This window comes from Pseudomonas marincola (assembly GCF_900682675.2).
Taxonomy (GTDB): domain Bacteria; phylum Pseudomonadota; class Gammaproteobacteria; order Pseudomonadales; family Pseudomonadaceae; genus Aquipseudomonas; species Aquipseudomonas marincola.
The window spans coordinates 3,539,214-3,558,969 of record NZ_LR215729.2 but is presented as its reverse complement, the minus strand read 5'-3'; the positions used below and the strand labels follow the sequence as shown (position 1 = coordinate 3,558,969).

Below are 19,756 nucleotides of genomic sequence, written 5' to 3'. Positions count from 1 at the left end.
ACGGCGGCCTGCTGTATTGCTCAAATCAAAGCGGTCTTAGCGACCTTCAGCCAGCAATTGGTCGAGGACACCGTTGGCATCGAAGTGCTTGGCGGTGATGTCGTCCCAGCTGCCGAGTACTTCTGTCGGGTTGATCAGGCGCACTTGCGGGAACTGGTCGGCGGTGGCCTTCACGACTTCCGGGTTGTGTACACGGTAGTTGTAGGTGGTCAGCAGTTGCTGGATGTCTTTGCTGTACTGGAAGTCCAGGTACGCTTTGGCAACATCACGGGTGCCTTTCGAGTCGACAACCTTATCGACGATTGCAACCGGGAACTCGGCGAGAACGCTGACTGGCGGTACAACGATTTCGTATTCACCGGACTTGAATTCTTCACCGTTGGCAATGTTCACCACTTCCGATTCGAAAGTCAGCAGTACATCACCCTGGCCGTTCTGGGCAAAAGCGATGGTTGCGGCGCGACCGCCAGTTGGGAAGTTTTGTACGTTGTGCAGGATCTTGCCGACGAAGCTTTTGATTTTGGCTTCATCACCGGCGAACTTCTCGTTTGCATACAACCATGCGCCCAGGTAGCTATAGCGCGCGTTGCCCGAAGTTTTCGGGTTTGGGAACACCAGCTTCACATCGCTACGGGCCAGGTCGTCCCAGTTCTTGATGTTCTTTGGGTTGCCCTTGCGCACCAAAAATGCGGTGGTGCTGTAGTAAGGCGAGCTGTTGTTCGGGAATTGCTGTGCCCAGTCTTTACGTACCAGACCGCGTTTGGCGAGGATGTCGACGTCGGTTACTTGGTTGAAAGTAACGGTATCAACCTTTTTGCCCTGAATGATGTCTTGTGCCTGGCGCGAAGAACCGGCGAAAGACTGGTCGATCTTCAGCTCTTTACCAGTTTCGGCTTTCCACTTGGCGAGGAACTTAGGATTGATCTCGGCAAACAGTTCACGTGCGATGTCGTATGAAGCGTTGAGGATCGGCTTGTCGTCAGCCAGTGCAGATACGCTGCTCAACAGGCTGGTAGAGATAAGGCTGGCCAGAAGCAATTTCTTTAGCATGATGAAGACGTTCCTCGTCACTGAGCCCTGTATTTAAGGCTCCATTTAATTTTTCTGGCACATCGGCCAACTTATGGGCGGTGATACTGCCTAAGTTTTTTATTCTTAAAAAGTAATTTTTTGAGCTATGTATATAACGATATTGAATTTTTAGGTGCGTTAACTTCGGTGTAGCGCCAAGGCAGCTTAATTGCTGCTCTACGGGCTCTGATCAGTCAGCTAGCTCGGCAACTGTTGGCCCGGTGTTTCGCTTGAGCCAGCATTATCCAAAGCCAAGAGTAAGGTCGCCGGCAGAGCGTAGATGGCGCGGCATCTTGATTTATATGCTTAAAACGAATATCAATGTTACTAAATGATATTTTTATGAATATAGGGCCGGCCCTATGATTCGCTCAACTTTTTAAAAGGTTGCGTGTGTGCTGGATTTGTCAGGGTCTGAAGACCTCTGTGCAGTCGTTATACGTCACCTGACCCGATACACTTACACCGCCTTATCAGCCTCCTTCCTTGGGCGCTGTTTCCCTGCTGTCATTATCGCTGCGGGATATGTACGAATTAACCGCCCGCGCCAGAAGGCTGAGGACGCAAGAACATGTCGATTGAAATCACCAACGTCAGTAAGAATTTTAATGCGTTCAAGGCGCTGAACGAGATCAACCTGAATATCAAAAGTGGCGAGCTAGTTGCGCTGCTGGGGCCATCCGGTTGCGGTAAAACGACGCTGCTGCGCATTATCGCCGGTCTGGAAACACCCGATAGCGGCTCTATTCAGTTCCACGGTGAAGATGTTTCCGAGCACGACGTGCGCGACCGTAATGTCGGGTTTGTATTCCAGCATTACGCCTTGTTCCGCCACATGACTGTATTCGACAACGTCGCATTCGGCTTGCGCATGAAGCCTAAGCGCGAGCGCCCGAGCGAGACTGTCATCAAGCAAAAAGTGCATGAGCTGCTGGGTTTGGTGCAACTGGATTGGCTGTCGGATCGCTACCCGGAGCAGCTTTCTGGTGGGCAACGCCAACGGATCGCTTTGGCCCGTGCGCTCGCTGTTGAGCCCAAGGTGTTGCTGCTGGACGAACCCTTTGGCGCGCTGGATGCCAAGGTGCGTAAAGAGTTGCGCCGCTGGCTGGCGCGCTTGCATGAAGAGGTTCATCTGACATCGGTGTTCGTTACACACGATCAGGAAGAGGCGATGGAAGTTGCCGATCGGATCGTGGTTATGAATAAAGGTGTGATCGAGCAGATCGGCACACCGGCCGAGGTTTATGAAAAGCCTGCCAGCGACTTCGTTTACCACTTCCTCGGGGATGCGAACCGCCTGTATGTGGGTGAAGATCACCACGTGCTGTTCCGCCCGCATGAAGTGCATCTTTCGCGTAATGCCGAAACGGATCATCAGGCCGCTGAAGTGCGTGATATTCGCCCGCTCGGTGCAATCACCCGGGTGACCCTGAAGGTGGCCGGGCAAAGCGAATTGATTGAGGCCGAGGTTGCTAAAGATCACCTGAGCCTGGCCAATCTTAATCGTGGCGAGACCCTGTACTTCAAACCCAAGGCCGGGCAGCCGCAGGCTAATCAGTGATTACTTAGCAGCACCCATGCCCAGTGGTTGCTGCAACTTGGGTGGTTAAGCGTAAGCTTTTCCACCCACGGCAAACACGCTGGGTGCCGAGACTTGATCGGCATACCCCCAGCGGCACTATCCGCTACATCGTCAATATGCCCGTCTCCAAACCGTAGGCCGCGAAGCCTGCGCCTACCACCACCAGCACAAATACAGCCGTTTCTATCGGTGTGAACAATGCAGCGCGTTGTTCGCGCTTGGCTATCGCAAATAGCACCACTCCTGGTGCGTAGAGAAGTGCCGACAACAGCAAGTATTTGACGCCGCCTGCATAGAGCAGCCAGACCGCGTAGATCAATGCGATCGAGCTGATGCACAGGTCTTTGATCCGCTCCTTTGATTTGGCTTTGTAGGTTTCGCCGCGCCAGCTCAACAGAAACGCATAAGCGGCTGACCACAGGTAAGGGACCAGAATCATTGATGAGGCGAGGTAAATCAGGCTGGTGTAAGTGCCCGCCGAAAACAGGGTGATCAGCAGGAACAGCTGGATCATTACATTGGTCATCCACAATGCATTGATCGGGACTTGATTGGCGTTTTGCTTTTTCAGAAACGCCGGCATGGTGTTGTCCTGCGCGGTAGCAAACAGGATCTCGGCGCACAGCAGCGCCCAGGAGAGCAGGGCGCCGAGCAAGGAAACGATCAGCCCGAGACTGATCAGAAGCGCGCCCCAGGGCCCAACGATATGTTCAAGTACCGAGGCCAGAGATGGGTTCTGTAATCCGGCCAGTTCTGGCTGAGTCATCACGCCCAGCGACAGCACGTTGACCAATACCAGCAGCGCCAACACGCCGAGGAAGCCGATTACCGTAGCGCGGCCCACGTCCGAGCGTTTTTGTGCGCGTGCCGAATAAACACTGGCACCTTCGATGCCGATAAATACGAACACGGTCACCAGCATCATGTTGCGCACCTGGTTCATCACGCTGCCGAAGTCCGGGTTTTCATAGCCCCAGATATCACGCGTGAAGATATCCATACTGAAGGCTATGGCGGCAATAACGATGAAGATCAGCAAAGGCACTACTTTGGCGATTGTCGTGACCAGATTGATGAATGCTGCTTCCTTGATCCCGCGCGACACCAGAAAGTGCACGGCCCAAAGCAGAGCAGATGAGGCTGCAATGGCGATGGGTGTATTGCCTTCACCAAACACTGGAAAGAAGTAACCCAGCGTGCTGAATAGCAGTACAAAGTAGCCGACGTTACCCAGCCAGGCGCTTATCCAGTAGCCCCAGGCCGATGAAAAGCCCATGTAGTCACCGAAGCCCGCCTTGGCATAGGCATACACCCCGGAGTTGAGTTCAGGTTTGCGATTAGCCAGCACCTGAAACACAAATGCCAGGTTGAGCATGCCGACAGCTGTGATGGTCCAGCCGATCATGATGGCGCCGGCATCTGCCCGTTCGGCCATGTTCTGCGGTAAAGAGAAAATACCCCCACCAATCATCGACCCCACAACCAAAGCGATCAAGGCGCCAATCCGTAGTCTCTGTGCAGGCTCAGGCATGCTGCTTCCTTTCTCCGTAGTTGATGCTCAAACATCCAGCGAAACACCTTGGCGATGCGGTTAAGCCATTGTGAAAAGCTCAAACCGAGACCGCATACGTCGCTGCAAATTTTTCTCAAGCATAGCTTAAGCGGCGGTGGATCAAGGTTGCTTTAGTCCCCCTCGGTCATCGCTCAGATCGTTCAGTGCAAACGGAAACAGGCTGTGCGTGGGACTAAAGAGGCGCTGGCCAGACACGTAGCGTTAATGAGATCGATTGAATCCGAAATTGTCCGATGCGAACAGCGAAGTACAGCGGTAATCGGGTCTTGCCGGGTGCCTCCCCGGAAAAACAGGGCAGCGTGCATTCAAGGGTGAACCAATTGTTGTGCCCTGCGCGGTTTCAAGTTTACAGGGAATGATTGATACATACCTGCAGTTGACCAGTAAGTGACTGTAAAGCAACGGCTTGTTTGTTATTCAGAGTTGTCGCCCTGCTTGATTGATTTGTATTCATCAAGGTGAGCAACTTTTTGCTCACTGTTGTTAATTGTATTGGGCTAAGTACTGCGGTGTTTTTGCTGGGGATGTGGATGTTGTTGGCTGAATATGCGCGTTCATTGAGCAAGAACTTGCATAAGCGCTGCCAAGCTTGGAGAGGGTTTAGAATTAGTGGCGGGTTGCTTTGTTGGGCGTATACGTGGTTATAGTGGTTGCGCTTATTTACTTGATAGGTTTGCCGGGGTGTAAGTTGTTGTAGGGATTTTCTTTAGGTGCTTGTCACAAAACAAAACTGGTGTAAGTTTATATAGATTTTTAAGTTTCGTTCGTATGGATACGTCTGGCGCGAACTCTGAATGATTGTGGATGCAATTAAGCCGGAAGAACTGAGTGATGAGTAATACCCGCAAGCTTTCCAGTTATTATATTCGCCTCGCGAAAACGCCAATCTCTGAATATGAATTCAGCGGTGAAGACGTACGCTTTACCAGCGAATATGAGGCCCTGGAGCGCGAACTTGGTAAAGCCAATAGTATCCATGGCAATGGTCATGTTGACTGGCTCAAGGTGTTGGATGGAAGCGAGTTGTTGTTACGTGAACAGTCCAAGGATTTGCGTGCAGCTGTCTGGCTGACATGGGCGTTGCACCAACGTGAGGCTTTACCCGGATTGTTGGCTGGGTTGGGCATGTTGCGGCATCTCTGTGAGCACCATTGGCAAACCTTGTATCCGCTGAAAATGCGCACTCGCTCTGCGACTTTCAACTGGTTGGTGCCACGCATGGAAGGCGTCTTGAGTGAGACCGTGCCGGTTAAGGAGCAGCTGCCTCTGTTCCGTCAGTTCGTGCTGCACCTCGAAGCGCTTGATCTGCTACTGACCAACCATCTGCAGGATGAAGCGCCGCTGCTGCTGCCGATTTGCCGGCGTCTTTCGGGCATGGTTGAGCGCGCCGCCAACGATCAATTGGAGCCGACTTCGATTAGTGGTGTAGTCACTCAAGTGAAGCAGGCCGCCAGTCAGTTTTTGAGCCCTAACGCTGAGATCGATAACGAGAAAGATGCACATAAGTCGCTGCGTAATCTGCAGGAAGGCGCACGGCCACTGTGCGCGTGGTGGCTGCGCCAGAAAGCCACGGATGTCCGGGCGCTGAAACTCAATAGAACCCTGCTTTGGCTGAATATTGATAGCTTGCCGGAATGCAACGCCGAGCAGATTACTGCGCTGCGTGGGTTGCCTGCTGATAAACAAAAAAACTATCAGGAACGTCTTGAGCAAAAGCAGTATGCCGATCTGCTTGTTGAACTTGAAGCGAGTATCGCGCGTTCACCGTTCTGGTTTGATGGTCAGCGCATGGTGTGGGAATGCCTTGAAGGCCTGAATGCTCAGCTGGCAATGCGTGAAATTGAAATCCACTTTGCGCTGCTGCAACAGCGCCTGCCGAGTCTCATTGAGCTGCGCTTCCATGATGGCGAGCCGTTTGCTGATGAGCAAACTCGTGCCTGGATAAGTGCGCAGGTCAATCATCATCTGCAAGCCCCCAAGACCCAGGATCCGCAGCACACTGCTTATGTTGAAGAGCCTTGGGACATTGCGCTCGCCGATGCCTTGCCGGTATTGCGTGATGAAGGCTTGAAAGCCGCCGTGAGGCTGCTCAATCAAGGCCTGCAAAGTGCGCAGGGTGGCCGCGCAATTTTTTTCTGGCAGCTGAGTCTGGCTCGGCTGTGTTTCTCGGCGAAAAAGTATGACTTGGTAAAAGTTCAGCTGGAAACTTTGGATCAGCAATTGTTGGCGTCAGGTTTAAATGCCTGGGAGCCAAACTTGGCGCTGGAAATTCTCCATTTGTTATACCGCTGCTGTGAACTGATGCCGCAGAGCAATGTTGTTCGTGAATGTAAAGATGATGTTTATCGCAGACTTTGCCACCTCGATTTAGACGTGATACTCGAATAGACCCAAGGGTTAAACTCAGGAGATTTACCATGGCCAAAGAAGGCTCAATAGCACCCAAAGAACGGATTAATGTCACGTTTAAACCGGCGACTGGAAATGCTCAGGAAGATGTAGAACTGCCTTTGAAATTGTTGGTGCTGGGTGACTTTATCCAGCGCGAAGATGAGCGCAAGGTAGAAGATCGCAAGCCAGTTGGTATTGATAAAGACTCATTTGATGAAGTGCTGGCCAAGCAGGAGTTGAGCTTGACTCTTGGTGTACCCAATCAGTTGGATGAGAACGCCGAAGAGTTGGCGGTGAGTATCGATATCAACTCAATGAAAGATTTCAACCCGGCAAATCTGGTTGAGCAAATTCCCGAGCTGAAAAAGTTGATGGAGTTACGCGACGCACTTGTGGCTTTGAAAGGGCCGTTGGGCAATACACCGGCTTTTCGCAAGTCGATTGAAGGGGTGTTGAGTGACGATGAGTCGCGCGGGCGGGTTTTGGGTGAGCTGGGCATTAATCCGGCAGTCACTAAGGACGCTTAAATCAATTTCAGCAGGGATCGGAATTATGAGCAATCACGCGGCAAAGACGTCGACTGACGCAAAAACTGAATACAGCATACTCGACACTATAATCGCCGAAACCCGGCTCAATCCTGATGATGAAGCCTATGCAATCGCCAAGCGCGGTGTTTCAGCTTTCATCGAGGAATTGTTGAAGCCGCAGAACAGCGGTGAGCCGGTCAAGAAAGCCATGGTTGATCGGATGATCGCCGAGATTGATGAAAAGCTCAGTCGGCAGATGGATGAAATCATCCACCACAGCGACTTCCAGGCGCTGGAGTCGGCGTGGCGTGGCTTGCAGTTGCTCGTGGACCGCACCAATTTCCGCGAGAACATCAAAATCGAAATGCTCAACGTCTCCAAGGACGATTTGCTGGATGACTTTGAGGACTCCCCGGAAGTCGTCCAGTCGGGCCTTTACAAGCACGTATACACCGCTGAATACGGCCAGTTTGGTGGTAATCCGGTGGGCGCAATCATCGCCAACTATTTCATGTCGCCGAGCGCACCCGACGTCAAGCTGATGCAGTACGTGTCCAATGTCTCGTGCATGGCTCATGCGCCTTTCGTTGCCGCAGCAGGGCCGAAGTTTTTTGGCCTGGAAAGCTTTACCGGTCTGCCGGATTTGAAAGATCTTAAGGATCACTTCGAAGGCCCTCAGTTTGCCAAGTGGCAGAGCTTTCGTGATCAGGAAGATTCACGCTATGTGGGTTTGACCGTGCCGCGCTTTCTTCTGCGCAACCCGTACGACCCTGAAGAGAATCCGGTCAAAACCTTCGTCTATCAAGAGAACGTCGCCAATAGTCATGAGCATTACCTGTGGGGTAATACCGCTTATGCATTTGCGACCAAGCTCACTGACAGTTTTGCCAAGTTTCGCTGGTGCCCGAACATTATCGGCCCGCAAAGCGGTGGCGCGGTTGAAGATTTGCCGCTGCATCATTTTGAGAGTATGGGCGAAATCGAAACCAAGATTCCAACCGAGGTATTGGTTTCGGACCGGCGCGAATATGAAATGGCTGACGAAGGCTTCATTTCACTGACCATGCGTAAAGGCAGCGATAACGCGGCTTTCTTCTCGGCCAACTCGGTTCAGCGGCCGAAGTTCTTTGGCAATAGCAGCGAAGATAAAGCTGCCGAGTTGAATTACAAGCTGGGTACGCAACTGCCCTACATGATGATCGTCAATCGACTCGCGCATTACCTGAAAGTGCTGCAGCGCGAGCAACTGGGCGCCTGGAAGGAACGAACGGATCTTGAGCTTGAATTGAACAAGTGGATTCGCCAGTACGTTGCCGATCAAGAAAATCCGAGTGCGGAAGTCCGTGGCCGTCGCCCTTTGCGCGCCGCGCAAATTGTTGTGAGCGATGTTGAAGGCGAGCCTGGCTGGTATCGGGTCAATCTGAACGTGCGGCCGCACTTCAAATACATGGGCGCAGACTTCACCCTGTCGCTGGTTGGCAAGCTGGATAAAGAGTAGGTCGGAGGCTGAGCATGCCTGCTTACGGGAGCCTATTCGAACGCCTTAGCGGTGAGCTGGATAAGCGCAATGGCTCAAGCCTTGAGTCCTGCGCGATGGCCTCGGTTGCAGCGCATCTGGGCAAAATGCTCAGCACCCGTGCGGGGAGCGTGCAGACACTTCCCGACTACGGCTTACCCGATCTCAATGATATGCGCCTCAGCCTGCACGACTCACTCAAACAGGCGCGGCGCGAAATCGAACGTTTCATCGAGGCTTACGAGCCGCGCTTGAGCAATGTGCATGTAGTTGCTTTACCCGGCGGTAATGACCGACTCAAGTTGGCGTTCAATATCGAGGGCAATCTGGCTGTCGAGGGCTTCAAACGACACGTCAGTTTTTCTGCGACGCTCGATGGTAGCGGGCAGGTCAATGTTAATAAATGAGGGTACTCACATGGCTGGTCAACCTGCAGCACGCGTTGGTGACGCAACCGATTGTCCGCATAGCGGGCATGGCAATAATCCAATCGCAACCGGCTCGCCGGATGTGCTCATCGAGGGCGCTAGCGCCGCGCGTGAGGGCGACACCAGTGCTTGCGGTGGCGCCCTGGCGGAACAGCTCTCGGGCACGGTTTTCATCAATGGCAAAGCAGCCGCTACCGTGGGTTCGGTCGGCAGCCACGGCAATGTTGTCATCAGTGGCGCAGGAACCGTGATTATCGGTTAGTCCCGGAACACTGCCCGTTTATTTGCAGCTTTTTGGGATGCCGTTTGAGCTGCCGAAACAAGGACGTTTTGGCGGCTGAACCTCGCGGATACCCGCGAGATTCAGCGCCGCCATTTCTCTATCAAGGATTGATTAGTGCTTTTTACCCATGCCGCCACAGCACCCTACGCAGCAAGCAGTTCAGTGCCGATTCGGGTGAGTACAGAGCACTGCGCACCTGCTCAGACAGGTTGGCGCTGAGATGTCGTTCAATAATTACTACCAGAGTGAGCTAACGGCATTACGTCAGTTGGGGCGCCGCTTTGCCGAGCGCAGCCCGGCGTTGGCGCCGTTTCTGCTGCAGGCAGGGCGCGACCCCGATGTCGAGCGTTTGCTGGAAGGATTTGCTTTTCTAACCGGGCGCTTGCGGCAAAAGCTTGATGACGAACTCCCTGAGCTCAGTCATTCGCTGATGCACTTGCTGTGGCCCAATTACATGCGTCCGCTGCCGGCATTCAGCATCTTGCAGTTTGAGCCATTAACTGAATCTGGCCCTGCACATAAAGTACAACGTGACACGCCCGTTGAAAGTGTTCCGGTTGATGGGGTCACGTGTCATTTTCGCACCTGTTATCCCACAGAAATCTTGCCGCTCGAGTTACAGGCATTGAGCTACTCGATGCAGGGCGATGGCGCGCTACTCAACCTGCGTTTGGCAATGACCAGCGAGGGGCATCTGGGCAATCTGGATCTGAGTCGCTTGCGCCTGCATTTTACCGGTGAGCGGTATATCAGCCAGACCTTGTATCTAGGCTTGCTGCGCCACCTCAACGCGATTGAATTGGTGCCGCTCGACAGCGAGAACAAGCCGTTTGTAAGCAATGGCGACAAGAGCATTTCCTTTGGATTATCGCCAGACCGCGTGCAGCCTGTCGGCTTCGCGGAGGAAGAGGCACTTATCCCATATCCGTTAAACAGCTTTCGCGGATACCGCTACTTGCAGGAGTACTTTGCCTTTCAGGACAAATTTCTGTTTGTCGATTTGACCGGGCTGGATCGGCTGAATGCCTTGCCTGAGGAAATTCTCAAGCAGACGCGCGGCTTCGAGATTCGCTTCAATCTGGCCAAGGGTAATCTTCAGCGAGCCCGCCCAACGCTGGACAACATAGCGCTGAACTGCACGCCCATAGTCAATCTATTCAAGCACGATGCGTCGCCCATTCGTTTTGATGGCAAGCAGGATGAGTACCTGGTGGTGCCGGCCAAGTACAACCTTGAGCACTGCGGGGTGTTCTCGATAGACGCCGTGCTGGGTTGGCGGCCTGGTGGCTTGGGGTATCGCGATTATGTGCCATTCGAGTCATTCGAGCATGACCCAAGCTTTGATGTGCCGCAGGCGCTGGCGCATTACAGCATTCGCCAGCGCGCTTCGCTGCACCATGACGGGCTCGATACGCACTTGAGCTTCAGCATGAGTGAAGAGGAAATCAATGAAACCCTGTCTATCGAGTTGACTTGCACCAATCAGAACCTGCCCCGAAAGCTGAAGCTGGGTGATATATGCATACCCAGCGATGGCACGCCCGAGTTTCTCAAGTTCAAGAATATAACGGCCGCAACCTCCAGCTTTGCACCGCCGCTGAATCAGGACTTTCTGTGGAAGCTGATCAGCAATATGTCGCTCAACTATTTGTCGTTGGCGAATGTCGATGCGCTCAAGGTCATTCTCGAAACCTACGACTTGCCGAGTTTTTATGATCAGCATGCGCAACGGGTCAGCAAACGATTACTCGGCGGCTTGAAGTCGATCAAGCATACCCACGTCGACCGACTGCATCAGGGATTGCCCATACGTGGCTTGTGCAGCGTGTTGTCGATGGACTCGCAAGGATACATCTGCGAAGGCGACCTGTTCGTCTTCGCCTCGGTACTCAATGAGTTTTTTGCGCTGTACGCCAGCCTCAACTCATATCACGAATTGCGCGTAGAGAGCACACAGGGAGAAGTGTACACATGGATGCCACGCATGGGGTTACAGCCCCTGCTTTAAGCGGGCTTAGCCAGGTAATACGCGAATACTCACTGTTTCAGGCTGTGCAGCGTGTGCTGTATCGCCTGCGTGAAGCTCACCCATTCATGAGTGAGGAGGAGCTCTACGATCAGTTGGAGTTTCAGGCCAATCCTAGCCTCGGGTTTCCGGGAAGCGATGTGGATCGGGTGGAATTCTTTCAGGAGGAAGGGCTGCTGCGGTGTCGTTTGCGCTTCAACTTGATTGGCTTGTTTGGCGCCAGCTCGCCGATTCCGGCTTTCTATGGCGAACAAGCGCTTGGCGACAGCCCGGAAGGTAACCCGACACGCGAGTTTCTCGACCTGTTCAATCACCGGCTTCAGCGTTTGCTCCTGCCTATCTGGCGCAAGTATCGCTATCGCTCGAGTTTTCGCACGGGGGCGAATGATCCGTTCTCCGAGCAGTTGTTCGCCTTGGTTGGTCTGGCCGGACAAGACATACGCAACGCGCAAGAACTCAACTGGAAGCGCTTGCTGCCGTATTTGGGCCTGCTGAGTTTACGGGCTCATTCCGCCGCGTTGATCGAGGCAGTGCTGCGTTACTACTTCAAACATGCCGACATGAATATCGAGCAATGCGTGGTGCGGATTGTCGATATCCAACCCAGGCAACAGAACAGCCTGGGCACCGCCAATTACACCCTGGCCCATGATTTGGTACTGGGCGAACGCGTACGCGATTGCAGTGGCAAGTTTCGCATTCACATTCGGCGCTTGAGCTGGGTGCAGTTTCACCATTTTTTACCCATTGGCACCGGCTACCAACCGCTTTGCGCGCTGGTGCGTTTTACCTTGCGTGATCCACTCGATTACGACATTCGCTTAGTACTTATCCCCGAAGAAATTCGCGAACTGCGTATTGGTCAGGAAAGTGCCTGCCTGCTGGGTTGGACCAGTTGGCTAGGCTGCGAGCGCGCTGATGGTGTTGTCACCCTCGGCAGCAAAACTCATTAAGGACTGATGAAGATGATTAACGTCGACCTGCAACAGCTCATTCAGGCACTCGAAATAGAGGCCCGACGTGATCTTGAAAGTGCCGCTGAGCGTTGTATTTCGCGTGGCGGCAACAAGGTGTTGATTGAGGATTTGTTGCTCGCGTTGCTTGAGCATCGTGATGGTTTGCTGGTGCGCTCGCTGCAGGACGCAGAGATTACGCCGGATGCTTTGCAGGCGGTTTTGCAGCTTAAAACCGAACAATGCGCCTCGAATAATCCGGTCTTTGCGCCGGAGTTGGTGCAGTGGATGCAGGATGCGTTGCTGGTTGCGTCTCTGGAATTGGGACAGAGCCAGATTGATCAGCGCGCCTTGATTCTAGCCCTGATAGGCAACCCGTTACGGTATGCCGGTAGCCGTTATCAGCCGATCATCGCCAAGTTGAACGCACAACGTATCCGCGATTTTTCTTTGCAAAACGAGGCCGGCAAAGCACCGCCAGCAGCTGCTCACGGCGGCGAGTCACAACTGCAGCGCTTTACCCACAATCTCACCCAGCAAGCCCGCGACGGCAAGCTTGATCCGGTGTTGTGCCGCGACGCTGCGATTCGCCAGATGATCGATATTCTTGCCCGTCGGCGCAAGAATAACCCGATTGTGGTGGGCGAGGCCGGTGTCGGCAAAACCGCAATTGTTGAAGGGCTTGCTTCACGCATAGCTGCCGGTGAAGTTCCGGAGGTTCTCAAGGGCGTTGAGCTGCTGGCGTTGGACATGGGCCTGTTGCAGGCCGGTGCGAGTGTTAAGGGTGAGTTCGAGCGCCGCCTGAAAGGCCTGATCGACGAAGTTAAATCTTCACCCAAGCCAATCGTTCTGTTCATTGACGAGGCGCATACCATCATCGGGGCTGGGGGCGATGCTGGAGGCTCGGACGCTGCCAATCTGCTTAAGCCAGCATTGGCACGCGGTGAGTTGCGCACCATTGCCGCGACAACCTGGGCTGAGTACAAGAAATACTTTGAGAAAGACCCTGCCTTGTCGCGCCGCTTCCAGCCAGTCCAGCTGCATGAGCCAACGGTGGAAGAGGCCGTAACGATTCTGCGCGGATTGGCGCAGGTCTATGAACAAAGCCATGGCATCTATCTTCGTGACGATGCGGTCGTCGCCGCCGCTGAGTTGTCGGCGCGCTATCTGGCGGGTCGCCTGCTTCCGGACAAAGCTGTAGATGTACTGGATACGGCGTGCGCAAGGGTGCGCATCAGCCTCGCCGCCGCGCCCGATGCATTGGAGCGTGTGCGCGCAGAGCTGGCTCAGGGCAACCGACAGCTTCAGGCGTTGCAGCGCGATGCTGAGTCCGGTTTGCCGGTTGATCAAGAGTGCCTGGCGCTGCTGCAAGCGCGGCTTGTTGAAGCTGAACTTGAGCAGCAGAGCCTGCATGAGCGCTGGTGCAAGCAGCGTGATATGGCGGAACGTTTGCTTGAGCTTCGCCAGTTACTCGCGGCTGCACGTGTCGAAGCTGAAAACGCAGGTGAGGCGTTTGAAGACAGCAATACCGATGCCGATATTTTAGCGTACGAAGCCGAATTGAGCTGGGTGCATCAGAGCTTGTGCGAAGCGCAGCAGGCCGAGCGGTTGGTCAGTTTTGAGGTATGCCCACGGCTGGTTGCCGAAGTTATCAGCGCATGGACCGGTGTGCCCCTCGCCCAACTGGCGCGTGAACATAACGCCCGAATCGCCAGCTTTGCGACTGATCTTCGCTTGCGCATTCTCGGTCAGGAGCAGGCCATTGAGGCGCTCGATCGCTCAATGCGGGCTAACGCGGCTGGCTTGAGTAAGCAGGATGCGCCAGTGGGCGTGTTCCTGCTGGTTGGCCCCAGTGGGGTTGGCAAAACCGAAACCGCGTTGGCCTTGGCTGAATTGCTGTACGGCGGCGACCGCTTTATCACCACGATCAACATGTCCGAGTTTCAGGAAAAACATACCGTTTCGCGGCTGATCGGCGCGCCACCTGGCTATGTGGGTTACGGCGAAGGCGGCATGCTGACCGAGGCCGTTCGGCAAAAACCTTATTCGGTGATATTGCTCGACGAAGTCGAGAAGGCCGATCCCGATGTACTCAATCTGTTCTATCAGATTTTTGATAAAGGCGTCGCCAACGACGGGGAAGGTCGCGAGATCAATTTTTGCAATTGCCTGATCCTGATGACATCCAATCTTGCCAGCGAGCAAATAAGCGCCTTGTGCAAATTGGATGCAAAACCCAGCGTTGAGCAGCTGCAAGAGGCCATACAGCCGACCCTTAGCCAGCACTTCAAACCTGCGCTGTTGGCGCGCATGAAAGTGGTGCCTTATTTCCCGGTGGATGAGCAGATTTTGCGTGAGTTGGTTGAACTCAAGTTGCAACGCTTGCAAGTACGACTGGCTAAGCGACAGTTGCAGCTCAGTTACTGCCCGCAACTGGTCGCGCTTTTGTCTGAGCGCTGCAAGCAGAGCGACAGCGGCGCACGCTTTATCGATCATTTGCTCGACCTGCATCTGCTGCCGCTGATCGCAGACCGGTTGCTCGACGCCATGGCAACGGGGGAGTCGATTAGTCGGGTTCATGCAACGCTCGCCAATGGACAAATTGCGTGTGAATTCGCATGAGGCGCGTCTGATGTTTTCCCCAGTAGCGCAACCGGTGCAGTTTGCCGAGAGCTTTGTCAGGCAAATTGCAGGCTTGCACGTCGCCGCAGATGTCGGCGAACTGCAACTGAAGCTGGCGCGGGCCATGACTGCGCTTACAGAGTGTGAGTTGAGCCAGGTTTATCAGCTGGATGCGGCTCACACCCGGTTGAATCTGAGCGTGCAATGCCTCGCAGGTGACGTTCAGAGAACTCTCGATGCGGCGGTTCCGAGTGATTACCGGGATGAGCAGTTGCTGCAGTTTTCGCTGAGCCAGAACCGTCCGGTGTGTCTGCAGCAAGTGGATTCGGGCCTGCACTCAATCGAGTTTTTGCCGGCGTTCAAGCAACGCTGGTCATCGCTGTTGTGTGTGCCCTTGGCTAAACGCACTGGCACGGTGAATGGTTTGCTGTTGTTGGCCAGTACGCGGATTCGGGACTTGAGCGGCTATACCTCAGCGCTTTTTGAGTTGGGCCAGTTTTTTGCTGAACAGGCCTGGCTGTTGCAGCGCTCCCGCCCGTTGAATGATGGCCTGACGGGCACAACTGATACCCGATCAACTGGCAACCTGTTCGGGCTGATCGGCGAAAGCCCTGCTATCGGTGAAACACGCCGTCTTATCGCCAAGGTGATTTCCAGCCCTTACACGGTTTTGTTAACGGGCGAGACGGGTACGGGTAAAGACGTCGTTGCCAGAGCGATTCATGAGCAGGGGCCGCGCAAGACACATGCGTTTGTCGTGCAGAACTGTGCAGCGGTGCCCGAGAACTTGCTTGAAAGTGAATTGTTCGGTTATCGCAAGGGCGCGTTTACCGGCGCCGACCGTGATCGTCGCGGGCTGTTCGATGCCGCAGAGGGCGGCACCTTGCTGCTTGATGAGATTGGGGACATGCCAATGTCCTTGCAGGCCAAGTTGTTGCGCGTGTTGCAGGAAGGTGAGATTCGCCCGTTAGGCGCGAACAGTACCCATAAGATCAATGTGCGGATCATCGCGGCCACGCATCGCAACCTTCCAGAATCCGTAGCGGCAGGCAGTTTCAGAGAGGATCTGTATTACCGGTTGATGCAATTTCCCATCGAGTTACCACCGCTCAGGCAACGACAGGGCGATGTTCGGATTCTGGCTCAGCACTTTGCAGAAAAGGCCTGCATATTTCTGCAGCGTGATTCCCTCAAATGGGCACCCGAAACCTTTGAGTATCTGGCTGGGTGCAGGTTTCCGGGCAATGTTCGAGAACTTAAAGGCGCTGTCGAACGTGCCGTGCTGATGTGCGATCAGGGGGTGTTGCTGCCCGCGCATTTCAGTCTTTTACAGGCGCATTCAGTCGAGCAAACCCATTGCGGGTTACGCCAGAAACTCGATCAGGTTGAGCGAGATTTGCTGATCGAATGCTTGCGCAAAAACCGCGGCAATCAAACCCAGGCTGCCCGCGAACTGGCGCTGCCTCGGCGAACCCTGATTTATCGGCTGTCGCGCCTCAACATCCATTACAACGCGAGTCATGGCTAACCCACGCTTATCGGGGGCTGACATGTACGGGCACTACAACGCCATTGCTGGGCATTTTGGGAGGGAACAGATGTTGGACCGGAACTGGCTAATTGCCGCGTTTTTAGTAAGTGCACTGCTGACCGTTGGAGGCTGTAGTGGCAACTTCAAATACAACGATGATGAATATCGACCCTTAGGTGAGCCTGCGACCCTAAATCGCGAACAATAATCGCAAGGAGCGCGAGCTTATGCAGTTGGTGTTAGAAATAGTAGAGGCGCATGAATGCGCACCAGACCAGTTGCTTCACAAGACGTTCGAGTACGCGGGGGGCTTGATCGGGCGTGGTGATGATTGCGAGTGGGTGATTACCGACCCGACCCGGCACTTGTCCAATCAGCATGCGCTGATCAGCTATCGCAACGATGGTTATTACATCACCGATATCAGCAGTAACGGCACACAATTGATTGAGAGTGGTGCGCTGTTGCCTAAAGGGGTGGCACAACGCATAGAGAGCGGCAGTTCTTATCGGCTCGGCCGGTTGATTATCCGGGCGAGTTTGATTGAGCGTCTGGCGCCCTATACCCGCGAGATTGGCCAGCCTTTGCCCGCTGGCAGCATCATTCCTGATGATGTCAATTTTGACCTTGATCCGCTGGTGGCGCTGGATCAGCAAGAAGACGCCTACGCGCCATTCGATGAACTGCTGGCGCTCAAGGCCGCTGCAACAGATGACCATCAGCGCGCCGATTATGCGCGGGTCGATAAAGAACATCTGGTTTTGCCTGAGCTGATTGCTCCCAAGGTATTTAAGCCGCTACCCGACGAGCCTGTGGTTGCGCCTCTTAATCAAGCGTTCTGGCAGCGTTTTAGCGAGGCACTGGGCGTTGATATGTCCGGAATGGAAAACGCGGATCGGGAGGCGATGGCGGTCAACAGTGCGCGCCTGTTCAGGCAGAGCATGCTTAATCTGCAGCAGTCCTTGTACACGCGCCGGGAATTGAAAAACCAGCTGCGTTTGAGCCACAGCGTGGTACACAAAGCGGCCAAGAATCCACTCAAGTATGCCACTGATACCGATGAGGCTGTCGGCGTGTTACTGAGCCCGCCCAAGGCCGGTGCCGTCACCGCAGACCAGGCGATATACCAGGCATTTCGCGATCTGCAAGCGCATCAGGTGGCCATGCTGAGCGCCAGTCGTGCAGCCCTGCAGAGCGCGCTTGAACACTTTTCTCCGCAGCAACTCACCTTGCGTTTTGAGCGCGACGGCAACAAGCCGTTGTTCGCCAAGGCGGGCCGTCGCTGGCGCGCATACGAACGTTATCACCAGGCACTGCAACAAGATGATGAGTGGACTGAGCGGCTGCTGGCCCGCGATTTTGCGCAGGCCTACGAAGAACAATGCCAATTGATAGCAACGCTCAACAAAGAAGATCAAGGATGATTGATATGCAGCGGATATACATTGTCAGTGGTTTGCTCATCAGTTTGTTGGTATCGGGCTGCTCGGTGCTCTCGCCCTACTCAAAGCTAACCAAGCTGGACCTGAAACTGACTGCCAGCGAACGGCTTAATCCTGACCTCAATGGCCGGCCCTCGCCAATTGTCGTGCGTTTGTTTGAGTTGAAGAACCCGGTCTCATTCGAGAACGCAGACTTTTTCAGCCTGTATGAGTCCGCCAAGAAAACCCTGGCGCCTGATCTGGTCGCAAACGAAGAAATGGAGCTGCGCCCAGGTCAGGTTGTTAACTTGAAACTGAGCGTCCACACAGAGAGCCGTTACGTCGGCGTGTTGGCTGCATACCGGGATTTATCCGATGCGCAGTGGCGCTATGTGATCAAGGTTACCCCTGACGGGCAAACGCAGACTGCCCTGACGCTTGACCAACAAGGAATCACTAACGCTAACGAAAGTGCCAACAATATGGATGCCCAGCCATGAATGATCACAAAGTAATCTGGCGTGAAGGCATGCTTTTGAGGCCTCAGCACTTTCAGCACAACGATCGTTACTACGATAACCAGATGAAGATGCGCACCCAACTGCTGGGTAGCTATTCATGGGGTTTTCTGAGCATCGAGATAGATGTGCAATTTCTCAATATGGGCAAAATTGTCATCAGTAAGGCCGCTGGCGTATTACCAGACGGCAGCCTGTTTGATTTGGGTGGAAATAGCGAACCACTAACGCTTGAAGTCCCACCGAACACCGGGGTTTGCGATGTTTATCTGGCGCTGCCTTTGGTGACTGGCAATCATGTCGAGTCACGAACCGCGGCGCAGACTGATGTATTTGCGCGTTATATTGCCTATGAGCTGGATGTGGTTGATTCCAACGCTGGGGATGACGTCAGTTCCCAGGTGAGTTGCGCCCGTCCTGATTTTCGTTTGCTGCTCGGCGAGGCGCAGAGCGAGCAAAGCAGCGTAAAACTTAAAATCTGTGAAATCCTCAATTCCGGACCTGATGGCATCGTCAGCCTGAATGCGGATTTTATTCCGACCTTCATCCATGCCCACGGGTCGAGCTATCTGCTGTCTTGCCTGAAAGAAGTGATCAGCATGCTGGCGCATCGGGGTGATACCATTGCCGAGCGAATTCGCTCCAACGGCAAGGTGGGTGGCGCAGAGGTCGGCGACTTCATGATGCTGCAACTGATCAACCGTACCGAGTTGCTTCTGCGCCACTACCTCAGCATCAAGCAAATTACCCCGGAAGAGCTTTATCGCGTATTGCTGGTAATGCTCGGTGATCTCTCGACGTTTTCCAGCGAAAGCAAGCGGCCCAGGCTGGACAACAGCTACCTGCATACCGATCAGGGCGCCTGTTTCCGCAAACTGATGGAAACCATACGCCAAGTGCTGTCGATGGTACTTGAGCAGCATGCGCTGGAGCTGGTGCTGCAAGCGCGTCAGTACGGGGTATTGGTCTCGCAACTGAATGATCGCTCACTGCTCGAGACCGGCTCATTTGTGCTGGCGGCGAGTGCCAACTGCGACTCTGAAGAGTTGCGCCATCGGTTACCGGCGCACCTCAAGGTGGGCTCGGTCGAGAGCATTCGGCAGCTGGTAAACCTGCACCTCCCAGGCATCAAAGTGACGCCGCTTCCCGTCGCGCCACGACAGATTCCGTTCCACTCAAAAAAGACCTACTTCATTCTTGATCTGACCCCGGAAGACCTGGACCAGTTAGAGCGCTCAGGCGGCTTTGCTTTCCATGTCAGTGGTGAGTTTGACGAGTTGGAAATGAAGTTTTGGGCCATAAGGAATTAAT

At 54.1% G+C, this 19,756-nt stretch carries 16 protein-coding genes; 14 read left to right on the top strand and 2 right to left on the bottom strand.

What is annotated here, in order from left to right; all coding sequences use genetic code 11:
• Positions 1-36: 36 nt before the first annotated feature.
• Positions 37-1,050, bottom strand: coding sequence for a thiosulfate ABC transporter substrate-binding protein CysP (gene cysP / locus PMYSY11_RS16535; RefSeq protein ID WP_069899603.1), 1,014 nt, complete (start codon positions 1,048-1,050; stop codon positions 37-39).
• A 592-nt stretch (positions 1,051-1,642) separates the two neighbouring features.
• Between cysP and PMYSY11_RS16530 the strand changes: the two genes are divergently transcribed.
• Positions 1,643-2,632, top strand: a complete 990-nt coding sequence (locus tag PMYSY11_RS16530; protein ID WP_090509012.1) for a sulfate/molybdate ABC transporter ATP-binding protein — start codon at positions 1,643-1,645, stop codon at positions 2,630-2,632.
• Between the two features lie 124 nt (positions 2,633-2,756).
• Here the strand turns inward: PMYSY11_RS16530 and arcD are convergent, their stop codons facing one another.
• The gene (arcD, locus tag PMYSY11_RS16525) at positions 2,757-4,184 is read right to left on the bottom strand and encodes an arginine-ornithine antiporter (RefSeq protein ID WP_069899601.1); all 1,428 of its coding nucleotides are present in this window, start codon (positions 4,182-4,184) and stop codon (positions 2,757-2,759) included.
• Positions 4,185-5,057: 873 nt separating this feature from the next.
• On the opposite strand from arcD, the gene tssA reads away from it, so the two are divergent.
• The 13 genes from tssA to tssK all read left to right on the top strand — a co-directional run bounded on the left by tssA (position 5,058) and on the right by tssK (position 19,755).
• Positions 5,058-6,614 carry a type VI secretion system protein TssA gene (gene tssA / locus PMYSY11_RS16520; RefSeq protein ID WP_150547467.1) on the top strand — a complete coding sequence of 519 codons (1,557 nt, stop codon included), beginning with the start codon at positions 5,058-5,060 and terminating at the stop codon, positions 6,612-6,614.
• A 29-nt stretch (positions 6,615-6,643) separates the two neighbouring features.
• Positions 6,644-7,144, top strand: coding sequence for a type VI secretion system contractile sheath small subunit (tssB, locus tag PMYSY11_RS16515; RefSeq protein ID WP_150547466.1), 501 nt, complete (start codon positions 6,644-6,646; stop codon positions 7,142-7,144).
• 25 nt (positions 7,145-7,169) lie between these two features.
• On the top strand, positions 7,170-8,645 hold the full coding sequence (gene tssC, locus PMYSY11_RS16510) for a type VI secretion system contractile sheath large subunit (RefSeq protein ID WP_069899598.1): 1,476 nt from the start codon (positions 7,170-7,172) through the stop codon (positions 8,643-8,645).
• Between the two features lie 14 nt (positions 8,646-8,659).
• On the top strand, positions 8,660-9,070 hold the full coding sequence (gene tssE / locus PMYSY11_RS16505; RefSeq protein ID WP_150547465.1) for a type VI secretion system baseplate subunit TssE: 411 nt from the start codon (positions 8,660-8,662) through the stop codon (positions 9,068-9,070).
• 10 nt (positions 9,071-9,080) lie between these two features.
• Positions 9,081-9,353, top strand: coding sequence for a PAAR domain-containing protein (locus tag PMYSY11_RS16500; RefSeq protein ID WP_150547464.1), 273 nt, complete (start codon positions 9,081-9,083; stop codon positions 9,351-9,353).
• Positions 9,354-9,594: 241 nt separating this feature from the next.
• On the top strand, positions 9,595-11,382 hold the full coding sequence (gene tssF, locus PMYSY11_RS16495; RefSeq protein WP_150547463.1) for a type VI secretion system baseplate subunit TssF: 1,788 nt from the start codon (positions 9,595-9,597) through the stop codon (positions 11,380-11,382).
• Positions 11,346-12,353, top strand: a complete 1,008-nt coding sequence (gene tssG / locus PMYSY11_RS16490) for a type VI secretion system baseplate subunit TssG (protein ID WP_069899594.1) — start codon at positions 11,346-11,348, stop codon at positions 12,351-12,353. The genes tssF and tssG overlap by 37 nt, the downstream gene beginning before the upstream one ends.
• A gap of 6 nt (positions 12,354-12,359) precedes the next feature.
• The gene (gene tssH / locus PMYSY11_RS16485) at positions 12,360-14,975 is read left to right on the top strand and encodes a type VI secretion system ATPase TssH (protein ID WP_172970627.1); all 2,616 of its coding nucleotides are present in this window, start codon (positions 12,360-12,362) and stop codon (positions 14,973-14,975) included.
• Positions 14,976-14,985: 10 nt separating this feature from the next.
• A complete protein-coding gene (locus PMYSY11_RS16480; protein WP_150547461.1) occupies positions 14,986-16,503 on the top strand; it encodes a sigma-54 interaction domain-containing protein in 1,518 nt (505 codons plus the stop codon).
• A gap of 70 nt (positions 16,504-16,573) precedes the next feature.
• Positions 16,574-16,714 (top strand): type VI secretion protein, encoded by a 141-nt coding sequence (locus tag PMYSY11_RS21910; protein WP_150549598.1) that lies wholly within the window; start codon positions 16,574-16,576, stop codon positions 16,712-16,714.
• 19 nt (positions 16,715-16,733) lie between these two features.
• Positions 16,734-17,930 carry a type VI secretion system-associated FHA domain protein TagH gene (gene tagH, locus PMYSY11_RS16475; protein WP_150547460.1) on the top strand — a complete coding sequence of 399 codons (1,197 nt, stop codon included), beginning with the start codon at positions 16,734-16,736 and terminating at the stop codon, positions 17,928-17,930.
• A 5-nt stretch (positions 17,931-17,935) separates the two neighbouring features.
• Entirely contained in the window at positions 17,936-18,427 is a 492-nt protein-coding gene (gene tssJ / locus PMYSY11_RS16470) for a type VI secretion system lipoprotein TssJ (RefSeq protein WP_170860543.1), read from the top strand.
• Positions 18,424-19,755 carry a type VI secretion system baseplate subunit TssK gene (gene tssK / locus PMYSY11_RS16465; protein WP_069899591.1) on the top strand — a complete coding sequence of 444 codons (1,332 nt, stop codon included), beginning with the start codon at positions 18,424-18,426 and terminating at the stop codon, positions 19,753-19,755. The genes tssJ and tssK overlap by 4 nt, the downstream gene beginning before the upstream one ends.
• The last annotated feature ends 1 nt before the right edge of the window (position 19,756 follow it).